Raw genomic sequence first — 12470 nt, 5'->3', positions numbered from 1 at the left:
TCGTATTTTACAGGAATGTTTTATGGTACAGTACATTTAATTTAAAACCTTTTTTATAGTATAAAGTTATTAAAAATAATTTATATATATTTTATTGATATTTCTTAAATAATAATATACTATTTTAGTATATTATTATTTATTATTATTGTGAGGTGCAGCTTTATATGAAAAAGCGTTTGTTGTTAGTTAGCCTGATTTTTTTAGTTTGCTGTGTGCTTTTTATATCATACTCAAATAAAAATGATAATGTTGCAGCTTATAAAGGAAGCATAAACTTAAAGAAATATGATTTTAATAAGAATGGTGTTGTGAACTTACAGGGGCAATGGGAACTATATTACAATAGTATTTTAACTCCAGAACAATTAAAAAATAAGAGATCAAATAAATATTTGACAGTACCAGGAAATTTAAAAAAGTGGTTGAATGGAAAAAGTAATAAGTATATGACGTTGCATTTTAAAATATATGCACAAGACAATGTGGTTTATGGCATTAGAATCGACCAAATGTTTTCGGCTTCAAAAGTATGGGTTAATGGTGTGCTTCAAGGTCAAGTTGGAAAGGTCGGGGAAAATTTCAGTAGCGAAAAGGCCATATATCTACCAGAATATTATTATTTTACAGCTCAAAATGGTATCATAGATGTAGTTATTCAAACATCAGCATATAGAGAAATTTTCCCTACTATTAAAGCTATTAAATTTGGTCTTAAAGATGAGATTATGAATGAATATATACTAAATAGTTCTATCGATTTAATAGTATTTGGTGGTTTACTAATTGTAGAATTGATGTTTTTATTAATATCTAAAAAAGTAAAAAGCGATAAATCATCATTATATTTTTCAATATTATGTATATTTATACAATTTAGATGTCTATTTTTAAATGAGAGAATAGTTATTCATTTATTTCCTAATATGCCTTTTGAAGTATTGAGTAAGACGGCAGCGTTAACATATTATTTGTGGATACCCATATATGCTTTATTTTTAAGAGAGATATTTCATGATTTTCCTAAAAAAATAGTTTATGTTTCAACAATATTTTCAGCTGTCTTTGCCTTTATTTGTATTATCACCAATAATACATTTTATGATAGATTGTCCATTTTAGGTCAAATTATATCAGGTATAATTATATGTGCTATATTAGTATTCTTGATAATGTGTGTAATAAAAAAGGTAAAAGAAAGTGTCATTTCGATTCTAGCACTTAGTATATTAATATTGGGATGTATAAATGATATGCTTGTAAATAACGGTATTATATATGGAAAATATATTTTTCAAATATACATGTTTGCGTTTGCACTTATAGAAACGTATCTACTTACATTTAAATATTCAAACCAAATTATAAAAACTGAAAAGTTAAAAATTGAAAATAAAATCATGTACGAAAAATCTATAAAGGATCCTCTTACTGGGTTATATAATAGAAATTATATTGAGGAGATGTTAGACGAGGTTATAAGAAATTATATAGACAATGGCATAATATTTACTGTGCTTATGTTTGATATAGATTATTTTAAAATTATTAATGATACTTACGGACATTTAGTAGGAGATAAGGTTTTAGTTTGTATAAGTGATATAATAAGGAATGATTTGGGAATTGAAGATTGTGCTGGAAGATATGGAGGAGAAGAGTTTATTGTGATTTTGCCTAATACTAAAGAAGAAAAAGCTATTGTAATAGCTGAGAAGATTAGGGAAGATGTAGAAAATTTATTTTTAGAAGAAAATATTAAAGTAACAATAAGCGGCGGGGTATATGAAAATAAAGGATATGAAAAAAGAGAATGTGTAGGTAAAGCCGATAAAATGTTATATTCTGCTAAGGAAAAGGGAAGAAATAGAATTGAAATTTACTAGATTATTTTGATGGCGTTTTACTATGTGATAAAATTATTTATGCATTGTAAATGAATAACTATTGACATACTGAAGCTGAATATCTAGAATTAATTAAGGAATATAAAATTTTGGAGGATGGATATGAATACAAGTCAAAATCTTAATAATACCAACGGTGAGCTTGGTATAATAGCCTTAGAAAGTTGTAAAGAACTAGGCGAAAAAATTGATGAACATATTAAACTAAAAAGAGGAACAGAAGAATCTTTTTTAGTACCTACTCAAGAAATACGTTTTTCCAATGGAGAAGGTAAGGTTAAACTGCCTAAGTCCGTTAGAGGTAAGGACATTTACATACTTTGCGATATAGGAAACTATAGTTGTACATATAATATGTTCGGAATAGAAAATCATAAAGGTCCTGATGAACATTTTCAAGATATTAAAAGAACAGTATCAGCTATAAGAGGTAAAGCAAAAAGAATAACTGTAATAATGCCTCTTTTATATGAATCAAGACAGCACAGAAGAAAAGGTAGAGAATCTTTAGATTGTGCATTGGCACTTCAAGAATTAGAGAGATTAGGAGTACAGGAAGTACTTACATTTGATGCACATGATCCAAATGTTCAAAATGCAATTCCTTTGATGTCATTTGAAAACTTGTACCCTACATACGATATAGTTAAGACAATTCTTACAGAAGAAAAAGACATAAAGATAAAAAATAAGGATAATATGCTTGTTATAAGTCCTGATACAGGTGCTATGGATAGAGCTATATATTATTCAAGTGTTTTAGGTGTAGATGTTGGAATGTTCTATAAGAGAAGAGATCGTTCAACTGTTATAAATGGAAAAAATCCTATAGTTAAACATGAGTATATGGGAAGAGATGTAGAAAATCAAGATGTTTTAATAGTTGATGATATGATTGCTTCTGGAGAATCAGTTCTTGATATAGCCAAGGAATTGAAAAAGAGAAAGGCAAGAAATATCTATGTTGCAACTACCTTTGCATTTTTCACAGAGGGACTAGAAAAATTTCAAAAATATTATGAAGATGGTACATTAGCTAGAGTTTATTCAACTAATTTAACTTATATACCACCTGAACTTAAAAAAGCTGAATGGTTTAGAGAAGTTGATATGTCAGATTTAGTATCAATAATAATAAATAAATTAAATAGAGATTTATCTATTGCAAAATTCATGGATGCAACTTATATACTTCATGAACTTTTAAACAATAGGAAATAAAGCTAAGTAATATTATAACCCCAGATTATAAAATACTAAGAAATTTTATAATTTGGGGTTATAATTATTTATATACAAAATAATTTATGGAAGATAATTTTAATCTAGTAGGTAAAATGTTAAAATATATATTATTACAGGTAATTGAGGGGGATGGTACAAATGATGAAGAAATTTAGTATACCAGAAACATTTAATGAATTTGAAAACATAATTTTACCGACAATAAAAGTTTCAAATGAAATTACATATAAGGCTCAAGAAACTTTGCCATGGGATAGTAAGCTAGGTGGATGTCCTTATCTTAAAAGTGAAGATGAGTATCCAAGAGATAATGAGGACAAACCTTATTTTTTTCTTGCACAGATTAATTTAGAAGATATATCAGGTATAAAAGATTTTCCTAAAAGCGGACTTATTCAATTTTATGTTAAGGCTAATGATGTTTATGGTTTAGATGAGGATGATGGATTTCTTGTTAGGTATATTGAAAAAGTAGAGAAGGATGAGACTAAACTTTCAAAAGTGATACCTACAATTCAAGATGATGATTTTTATCCACCTTATGAGAGAGAAGGTAAAATGAATTTTGAAGCAAGAGAAATGCCTGTTTCTATTGATGATAATATGTTTAATGAAATATTTAAAAATGTTAAATTTACAGAAAAGCAGGAAAAAGAAAGTTATGATGTATTTGAAGGATCAGGAAATAGAGTTGGTGGATATCCTGGTTTTACGCAGTACGATCCAAGAGAAAATAATAAATATGATGTATTACTACTTCAATTAGATATAGATAGTGAGTGCGATATTATGTTTGGTGATTCTGGAATAGCCAATTTCTTTATATCAAGTGAAGATTTGATTAAAAGAGATTTTTCAAAGGTTTATTATACCTGGGATTGCTGTTAATAAAATATAAATTTATATGGGGGGCAAATATGAAATGAAATGTTCAAAAAAAATGACAAATTTATCTTCAGCTATATTTACGGAGCTTAAAGAAAAAAAATTAGACTTAATTTCAAGGGGCAGAGAGGTTATTGATTTTAGTGTGGGAACACCTGATATACCACCAGACGAAAATGTTGTTGAGGAGCTTAAAAGTGAAGTTAGTAAGATAGAAAATTATAAATATGCTATAAGCGACAGTGATGAATTGATTGATGCAGTTATAACTTGGTATAAAAGGCGCTATAAGGTTCAATTAAATAGAAATGAGATTACATCACTATTAGGTTCTCAAAGTGGATTTGCGGAGGTTGCTTTATCTATGATAGATCCAGGAGATGTTGTTTTAACACAAGATCCAGGATATCCCATTTTTTCTGTTGGACCGTATCTTGCAGGTGCAGAAATACATAAAATGCCATTATTAAAGAAAAATAATTTTTTAATAGATTTTGACAGTATAGATGAGGACATAGCTAAAAGGGCAAAACTTATGGTGGTTTCATATCCTAATAATCCAACAGCATCAACGGCTCCTAGATGGTTCTATGGAAAATTGGTTGCATTTGCAAAAAAATATGACATTGCTGTGCTTCATGATAATGCTTATAGTGAGCTTGTATTCGATGGAAAAGTTGGAGAAAGCTTTTTAAGTGTACAAGGGGCTAAGGATGTTGGAATAGAATTTAACTCCCTTTCAAAAACCTACAGCATACCTGGATGCAGAATTGCATTTGCAGTTGGAAATAAATATATTATAAATCAGATAAAAATACTAAAATCACATGTGGATTATGGTATGTTTTTGCCATTTCAAAAGGCTGCTGTAAAAGCTTTAACAGGATCTCAAGAGTATGTTAAGGTTGTCAGAAATACATATGAAAGTAGAAGAAATTTGCTGATAAATGGATTCAATAAAATTGGGTGGAAGGTTGATATGACGGCAGGCAGCATGTTTGTATGGGCAAAAATACCTGATAAATATGAGAACTCCGTAGAATTCACTATGGATTTGATGGAAAAGACAGGAGTTATAGTAGTTCCAGGAAGTAGCTTTGGAGATGAAGGGGAAGGATTCGTTAGAATTGCGCTTGTTCAAAGTGACGATAAAATTTTAAAAGCTATAGAAAATATAGAAAAAAGCGGCATACTTAATATTGAGAAGTAATAGTATTTTGAAACATTAAATAGAACTCATAAGACTAAGTCCTAAATAAAGAAAATACTAAGAAATTTTAATAACTCGCTGAAAAAAAGCTCAAACAAATTAAAATCTCTAAGTCTTTTCATTATTTCGGGCAAAGTCTTATTGAGTTTTATTTAAACTGTTTCCAAAATACTATTACTTCCCTTAGAATAAAGGCAAGGTGAATTTTTCTCCGCTTCACTACGAAAAATAGCATAATATATTTCGAATGAGACAGTACTTTATAAATATAAAAAGGGTGATTTTTTGAATAAATTAAAAAAAGCAATTATATTTTGTATTTTAATATTATTATTTTCATATGTAATGCCACAGAGTGCAAAGGCTTCCGAAAACTATTATATTTCTAGTATAGTTATAAATGCTGATGTTAAAGCGAATGGAGATATGGATGTTGAGGAGATACATAATTATGTATTTAATGGTGCTTTTAATGGAATGAAAAGGGATATAAAGACTAATGGTTCCAGTGGTATTTCTAATATTTCAACTGAAGTTTTGAGCAATGGTGAAGAAGAGGATGTAGCTCCAGAAGTAACTAAAAATTCGGATAGTACTAAAATAAAAATATATAGTAAAAGTAATAATGAAAAAAAAGCTTTTGTAATAAGGTATACTTTAAAAAATGTTATTACTAAATTTTCTGATGTAGGTGAACTTAAGTGGGTTTTTTATAAGAATGAAGATGATGTTAAAACTGATAATATAACAGTTTATGTAAGTTTGCCAAATAAAATTACTAACAAGGTTAAATATTATGGAGAAGGACCTGAAAGGGGAACAGCGAAACTTAACTCTGATGGTAAGTTGCAGTTTGAGCTTAATAATGTTGATAAGGATGAAGTTATAGGATCAGAAGTAGATTTTCCCCTGAGCTGGGTTAATACCTCTAAGAAAATCAACATGAAAAGACAAGCTTATTATGAAAATGAGGATAGAAAGGAAAAAAGGAATATAGCAATTGTTGTAGTAGGAATTTTATTAGTAATTACTTTAATATATATGAGGCGTAAGAAAAGAAAGAAGGCAATAAAAGAATACAGAGACGGAAATGTATTTTTTTATGATAAGTATTGTTTTGAACTGCCAGATAATCTTTCTCCAGCCTTAGTAAGTGTACTTTTAGATGGTGAAATTGAAATAAAGGATTTATTAGCTACAATACTTGATTTAGCCAATAGAGGGATAATAACATTTCTTCAGGATAGTTTTAAAAATAAGGATTATGATGCTGTAGCTTTTAAGATAAATGAAGGTTATGATCAAATGAATATTAAACCATATGAGAAATTTTTGATTAAATGGCTTAAGATGTATGATAAAAAAGGTGTTATTAGGTTAAAATACTTAAAAGAAGAAGCTAAGAGTCGTGAGTTTAGAGATGAATATTATGATTTTGAAGATAGTGTTTTGGAAGAGGCTGAAAAACTTGGATTTTATACTGTAATAGTTGGTAAAAGAATATTGACGAATGAATATAAAAACGAAGAACAAAAATGGAGAGCATATAAAAGATATTTAGAGGATTATAAGGACATTGAAGTGGATAAAAAGCAAAATATTGAAGATAAAGTTCTTCCATATGCTATATCATTAGAATGCAGTGAGAATATTTTTGAGGATATTAATGATTCTTTAGGAAGTAGCAGTATTTTTATGAGTTATTGGTTTTTAAGCTATTACGCCACTGATTATAGTAAAGATTTTTCAGAAAACTATTCGTCAGGTATAAATAATAGCAGTTCTAGTGGTGATTTTTCAGGTGGAAGTGGAGATGGATTTGGTGGTGGAGGCGGTGGAAGTGCCTTTTAAAAGATTTATTAATAATAGGAAAGTCTTAGCTTATGAAGTTCCATTTTAGTAAAATTAACCTTGCTAACTTTTTAGTGGTATAATTAAAATATATAGTTTATGGCAAAAATATAAAAAGAGAAAGAAAGGAAGGGTTATAATTTGCAAAAAGACGTTTTTAATTATTTAGACAAAAATTATAAGTATTTAAATAATTATGTAAAAGAATTTGATAAAATAGTATTTACATCCCCACGCAGTGTGATTGTTAATGGCATAAAATTTACTGAAAATTTAACCAAAGAAATATGCAAGTTAGAAGGATATGGTTCATTAAATACGATAACTCAGGATGGCAGATTAAGAAAATTAGAAAGCAAGGGAGCACTTAAAGGTAAGATATATAGACTATTTAATAAAGTGGCGAGAATGGGAAATAAAGTAGTATATGATGATAAAGAAAAAGAATTAGAAGAAGCTTTAAAAATGCATAATAGCATTTATAATATTACGTGCTGGTTTGTTAAAAATTATATTGATAATAAATTTGAAGCTGATCCGTATAAATATCCTACTCCTCTTAAAAATAATAATACTGACATGGCATCAAATTTGATAAAAAGAATGAGCAGCGTAACAGAAAAGAAACAAGTAGCTGGCAAAAGTTATAAGAAAATAGTTAATCATTTAAATACAAATGAAAAAGCACAGGACATTTTTGAAAATTTTGTAATCGAAAGTATTATTGATAATAAGGAAATAGATAAGAAATGTTTAGTTCAAGAATTTTCTAAGATACAAGAGTCATTAAATAAGTAGACATATCTAGAATATTAGAATTTTGAAGTAGAGTGTGTTGTTAAACTATGATATTAGTATATTCATAATTAGCCTTCCATTTTACATCTTTTTTCTAATAACAATTTCAATTTCTAAATACATAGTTGAAGCTCATGGCGGATTTATAGAATGCATTGAGTCTTCGTCAAAAGGAACAACTATGTGCTTTAGTCTTCCACTATAAATTAGTAATTATATTAGTTTTCATGATGATTAAAAACTTTAACTTTAGAAAAATCTGTAGTATTAAATTGTCTTACTGAAAGGACAAAGAATATTGCACACATTGCAAGTATTATTAAAAATCCTTCATAAGGTTTAATTATAAATCCGTTTAAATTAAATGCGACTCCAGCTTTGATCAGTGACTTATTAGTCATATTCCACATTTTTAGTGTAATGTATCTAAATATTGCAGTTGTATATGTTAGAGGATTTATATATACAAGAGGCTGAACAATTTTAGGCATAACATTTGTTGGTATATAAGCACCAGATAGGAAAGTAAGCGGCATTAGTAATACATTTGTTATCATTTGAAAAGTAGTTGAATTTTTAGAAAGTGATGCTAGAAAAAGTCCTATGGCACTAAAGGTAAAACCAACTGCAATCATTACAATAAACATACCTATAAATTGAAGAACACTTATTTTTAATCCCATAAATAAACCCATAATAACAACAATAAGTCCCTGTAATACTGAAATAACAACTGCTGATGATATTTGACCAAGGGATATTTGCCATCTCTCAGAGGGAGATACTATTATTTCTTTCATAAAACCATTAGCAATGTCCTCAATTATGCTGGTTGAATTGGTTAAGGCTGATTGAAATACTGTCATTATAATTATACCGGCTATTAGGTAGTTTAATGGGCTGCTGTAGCCTATTGTATTTGATTTCATTACAAATGAGAAAGTAAACATTAAAAATAGCGGCATGATAATTGAGAATGCTATTTGAATTTTATTTCTGCAAAAATTAGTTAAATTTCTTATTATAATTGTCTTTATAGTTCTCATTATGCTCTAATCTCCTTTCCAGTTATAGCTAAAAATACATCGTTAAGAGTTCCTTTTTTTATCTCAAAATCTGCTATTAAGTTTTTAAATTTTGTAATTATTTCAATAGTATTTTCTAAGTTTGACTGTATTGTAAATAGGTTCTCTTCAAATTTGTATTTAATTGAGTTAACATTTAAAAAATTACGTACTAATCTATTATCTGTAACTTTAAGCTTCATTATATTAGAAGTGTATTGTTTCTTTAGATTATATGGAGTATCAAAAGCTGCTATTTTTCCGTGATCCATTATTGCTACTTTATCGCATATTTCGGCTTCATCCATGTAATGTGTTGTGAGAAAAATAGTAATGTTTTTTTCTTTCTGAAGTTTTATTATGTAGTCCCATATATTAGCTCTAGTTTGTGGGTCAAGTCCTGTGGTTGGTTCATCTAAAAATAGAACCTTAGGGTAATGAACGAGGCCCCTTGCTATTTCTACTCTTCGCTTCATACCTCCAGATAAACTATTTACTGGTGACTTTCTCCAGTCTGTAAGGTCTACAAGTTTTAATACGAATTCAATTCTTTCCGCTATTTCATTTTTTGGTACGTTATAAAATTCGCAGTGAAATTTTAAATTTTCTTCAACAGTTAACTTACCGTCTAAGGTTGATTCTTGAAATACAATTCCTATTTGATGACGTACTTCATTTTTATTTTTTTCTACATCATATCCGTTGATTTTTAATTCTCCTTCTGTTTTACCTGTTATTGTACATAAGGTATTAATAGTAGTACTTTTTCCGGCCCCATTAGGTCCTAGAAAGGCAAATATACTTCCCTCCTTAACGTTAAAAGAAATATTATCTACTGCTTTGAAATTTCCAAAACATTTAGTGAAATTTTTAACTTCAATTATATTTTGCATAATTTAATTCCTCCATTTTTAGATTTCTGCATTGCTTTGAGTACAAGTTAATTCTAAATTCATTTTATAAAGTCACAATAAAGCAATTTTAAAAATTTTATAAAGATAGTTAAAGTATTTTTAAATTTATTCTTTATAAAATCTTTAAAAATACTTTAAGCTATCTTTATAGCGATGAGTTATATTTTTATATAGGTACTATAAGTAATTAAGGAGGGGCCTAGTATGACTAAAGAAGAGATTAGCTATTATAGAAACATTTTAGCTAGTAATGGATGTAAATTTACAATTCAGAAACAAATAATACTTCAAAAATTGATGAAAAGCAGTATTCATTTAAATGCTCAAGAAATATATGAAAAAATTAAATATGAAGACATAGGTCTTGCTACAGTGTATAGAACCTTAAAATTATTCTGCAAATTAGGGATAATTGAAGAAATTAATATAAAAAATATAAATTATTATGAAATGAAATCATATAAAAATAAGAACTTATATATGCATTTTAAGTGCAGTAAATGTGGTAAGATATTGGATATAGACAGTAAAAAGTTATCTCTTGAAAAATTAAAGCTTAAAAATGTAATAGAAGAGGAATATGATTTATCAATACATGATGTTAATATAGTTTTTACTGGTATATGTAGTAATTGTAAAAGTGAAGATGATACTGGGAGTATAATGAAGGTATAGAAGGGCGGTATCCATGAAACATTTAATAGAAGTTATAAAAGAATGGCACAAAAGAAGAAATGACAAACGAATTTGGCATAGGAAAATGCATTTAGAGTTTCATAAGCATATGGATGAATTATACAGGCAAAATGGAGAAGTTCATAGATATTATAAGCATATGAAATACTCATATTCAACTATTATATTTTTAAGCTTAGCTCTAGGAATTTTTGTGTTTAAATATTTTGGCATAAGAATGATAAGTATCATTTTTGCTGCTATTATAAGTATAGTAGTGATTGTGGAGTTAATATTTTTGATGACAATGGAGAAAAGAGTATTTAAACCCATTAGTAAACTTGAAAATGGAGTTGAAGAAATTTCAAAAGGAAATTATGATGTAGAGATTGAGTTTAAAATACATAATGAAATAGGTATGCTTATATATTCTTTTAATGATATGGCAAAGAAATTAAAACAAGCAGAGAAGGTTAAAAAGGAATATGAAGAAAGTAGAAAAAATCTTATTGCAAGTATTTCACATGATTTGAAAACTCCTATAACATCTATTCAGGGATATATAGAAACATTACAGGAAATGGACAATGCACCAAAGGAAACAGTAAAAAAGTATCATCAGATAATATATAATAACACTGCATATATTAATAGGCTAATTGATGATTTATTTTTGTTTTCTAAACTTGATATTCAAAAGCTTGATTTCAATTTTGAGAGAGCAGAGATGAAGGCATTTATGGAAGATCTGATGCAGGAATTTAGCTTTGCACTTGAGGATAAAGGCGTTAAATTTAATTATACAGATAGTATTGACAAAAAAAGTTATGTTAAAATAGATGGCAAAAGGGTAAATCAGATATTTAGAAATCTAATTGGAAATGCAGTTAAATATGGTGATGATAAAGATTTATTAATAGAAGTTGCATTATATAGAGAAAATAACATGATATATACTACTGTAAAAGATAATGGTCCTGGTATTCCAAAGGAGAAATTACAACATATTTTTGAAAGATTTTATCGTATTGATTGTGAGCGTACCAAGGATTTAATGAGTACAGGACTTGGACTTGCTATTGCTAAGGAGTTAGTAGAGGCTCAGGGTGGAGAAATAAAGGTTTCAAGTGTTGTAAATGAGGGCACATGTTTTACAATAATGTTCCCTGTTTTAGAATAATTTAAAGGAGCTAATTTAAATGAAAAGGATATTAATTATTGAAGATGATATAAATATAGCAGAATTAGAACGTGATTATCTGCATTTAAATGGTTTTTCGGCAGAAATAGTACAAGATGGGGACGAAGGCCTGAAGATGGCATTAACCGGATTATATGACGTGATTATTGTCGACCTTATGCTTCCTCATAAAAGCGGCTTTGAAATTACTAAGGAGATAAGAAAGAAATTTGAAGTCCCTATAATTGTAGTTTCTGCTAGAACTGAAGATATTGATAAAATTAGGAGTCTTGAATTTGGTGCAGATGATTATCTTACAAAGCCATTTAGCCCTGCGGAGCTTGCAGCTAGAATTAGATCCCATATTAATAGATATGAAAGGCTTCAAGGCAATAACGTTTCTAAGGAAATTATTACTTGCGGCAGTCTTGAAATTAGAAAGGATTCACATAGAGTTTTTGTGCGTGGAAAAGAAATAGCTTTAACAACAAAGGAGTATGAGATTTTAGTATTTTTAGCGTCAAATCCCAATGTTGTATTTACTAAAGCTCAGATTTTTGACAGAGTGTGGGGAGACGAATTTTACGGAGATACAGCAACAGTTCCTGTTCATATACAGAAAATAAGAAAGAAAATAGAAAAAGATCCATCAGATCCTGAATTTATTGAAACTTTATGGGGGACTGGTTATAGGTTTAAGGAAATATAAGACATTTATTATAAATTTTTAATTATTGACAA

Annotated in this window: 11 protein-coding genes; 9 read left to right on the top strand and 2 right to left on the bottom strand. The window is 28.4% G+C overall.

Annotated features, from left to right (window positions below; translation table 11 throughout):
* Nucleotides 1–167 precede the first annotated feature (167 nt).
* The 6 genes from BEE63_RS05575 (at nucleotide 168) to BEE63_RS05550 (ending at nucleotide 7896) form a co-directional block, all read left to right on the top strand.
* A complete protein-coding gene (locus tag BEE63_RS05575; protein WP_066020436.1) occupies nucleotides 168–1886 on the top strand; it encodes a sensor domain-containing diguanylate cyclase in 1719 nt (572 codons plus the stop codon).
* Between the two features lie 123 nt (nucleotides 1887–2009).
* On the top strand, nucleotides 2010–3128 hold the full coding sequence (locus BEE63_RS05570) for a ribose-phosphate pyrophosphokinase (protein WP_066020435.1): 1119 nt from the start codon (nucleotides 2010–2012) through the stop codon (nucleotides 3126–3128).
* A gap of 162 nt (nucleotides 3129–3290) precedes the next feature.
* Nucleotides 3291–4040 carry a YwqG family protein gene (locus BEE63_RS05565; RefSeq protein ID WP_242874699.1) on the top strand — a complete coding sequence of 250 codons (750 nt, stop codon included), beginning with the start codon at nucleotides 3291–3293 and terminating at the stop codon, nucleotides 4038–4040.
* A 34-nt stretch (nucleotides 4041–4074) separates the two neighbouring features.
* A complete protein-coding gene (locus BEE63_RS05560; RefSeq protein WP_066020434.1) occupies nucleotides 4075–5247 on the top strand; it encodes an aminotransferase class I/II-fold pyridoxal phosphate-dependent enzyme in 1173 nt (390 codons plus the stop codon).
* Between the two features lie 285 nt (nucleotides 5248–5532).
* Entirely contained in the window at nucleotides 5533–7098 is a 1566-nt protein-coding gene (locus BEE63_RS05555; protein ID WP_066020433.1) for a DUF2207 domain-containing protein, read from the top strand.
* Between the two features lie 141 nt (nucleotides 7099–7239).
* On the top strand, nucleotides 7240–7896 hold the full coding sequence (locus BEE63_RS05550; protein ID WP_066020432.1) for a hypothetical protein: 657 nt from the start codon (nucleotides 7240–7242) through the stop codon (nucleotides 7894–7896).
* 218 nt (nucleotides 7897–8114) lie between these two features.
* On the opposite strand, the gene BEE63_RS05545 is transcribed toward BEE63_RS05550, so the two are convergent.
* Both BEE63_RS05545 and BEE63_RS05540 read right to left on the bottom strand, forming a co-directional pair.
* On the bottom strand, nucleotides 8115–8942 hold the full coding sequence (locus BEE63_RS05545) for an ABC transporter permease (protein WP_066020431.1): 828 nt from the start codon (nucleotides 8940–8942) through the stop codon (nucleotides 8115–8117).
* Entirely contained in the window at nucleotides 8942–9853 is a 912-nt protein-coding gene (locus BEE63_RS05540; protein WP_066020430.1) for an ABC transporter ATP-binding protein, read from the bottom strand. The genes BEE63_RS05545 and BEE63_RS05540 overlap by 1 nt, the downstream gene beginning before the upstream one ends.
* Nucleotides 9854–10078: 225 nt before the next feature.
* Here BEE63_RS05540 and BEE63_RS05535 point away from each other — a divergent pair, with 225 nt between their 5' ends.
* From BEE63_RS05535 to BEE63_RS05525, 3 genes are read left to right on the top strand one after another with little or no spacing between them, the layout of a single operon-like run.
* Entirely contained in the window at nucleotides 10079–10549 is a 471-nt protein-coding gene (locus BEE63_RS05535) for a Fur family transcriptional regulator (protein ID WP_066020429.1), read from the top strand.
* Nucleotides 10550–10562: 13 nt separating this feature from the next.
* The gene (locus BEE63_RS05530; protein ID WP_066020428.1) at nucleotides 10563–11729 is read left to right on the top strand and encodes a sensor histidine kinase; all 1167 of its coding nucleotides are present in this window, start codon (nucleotides 10563–10565) and stop codon (nucleotides 11727–11729) included.
* Between the two features lie 19 nt (nucleotides 11730–11748).
* Entirely contained in the window at nucleotides 11749–12438 is a 690-nt protein-coding gene (locus BEE63_RS05525; protein ID WP_066020427.1) for a response regulator transcription factor, read from the top strand.
* Nucleotides 12439–12470 lie beyond the last annotated feature (32 nt).

Origin of the sequence: Clostridium pasteurianum (assembly GCF_001705235.1) — a bacterium.
Taxonomy (GTDB): Bacteria; Bacillota; Clostridia; order Clostridiales; family Clostridiaceae; genus Clostridium_S; species Clostridium_S pasteurianum_A.
The sequence above is the reverse complement of the archived record's forward strand: the minus strand, read 5'-3'. Positions and strand labels throughout refer to the sequence as shown.

What these genes read in the sequence shown, in the direction of transcription:
- BEE63_RS05575 (WP_066020436.1), top strand. Translation starts at nt 168, where the DNA reads ATGAAAAAGCGTTTGTTGTTAGTTAGCCTGATTTTTTTAGTTTGCTGT.
- BEE63_RS05535 (WP_066020429.1), top strand. Translation starts at nt 10,079, where the DNA reads ATGACTAAAGAAGAGATTAGCTATTATAGAAACATTTTAGCTAGTAAT.
- BEE63_RS05570 (WP_066020435.1), top strand. Translation starts at nt 2,010, where the DNA reads ATGAATACAAGTCAAAATCTTAATAATACCAACGGTGAGCTTGGTATA.
- BEE63_RS05545 (WP_066020431.1), bottom strand. Translation starts at nt 8,942, where the DNA reads ATGAGAACTATAAAGACAATTATAATAAGAAATTTAACTAATTTTTGC.
- BEE63_RS05525 (WP_066020427.1), top strand. Translation starts at nt 11,749, where the DNA reads ATGAAAAGGATATTAATTATTGAAGATGATATAAATATAGCAGAATTA.
- BEE63_RS05560 (WP_066020434.1), top strand. Translation starts at nt 4,075, where the DNA reads ATGAAATGTTCAAAAAAAATGACAAATTTATCTTCAGCTATATTTACG.
- BEE63_RS05530 (WP_066020428.1), top strand. Translation starts at nt 10,563, where the DNA reads ATGAAACATTTAATAGAAGTTATAAAAGAATGGCACAAAAGAAGAAAT.
- BEE63_RS05540 (WP_066020430.1), bottom strand. Translation starts at nt 9,853, where the DNA reads ATGCAAAATATAATTGAAGTTAAAAATTTCACTAAATGTTTTGGAAAT.
- BEE63_RS05565 (WP_242874699.1), top strand. Translation starts at nt 3,291, where the DNA reads ATGATGAAGAAATTTAGTATACCAGAAACATTTAATGAATTTGAAAAC.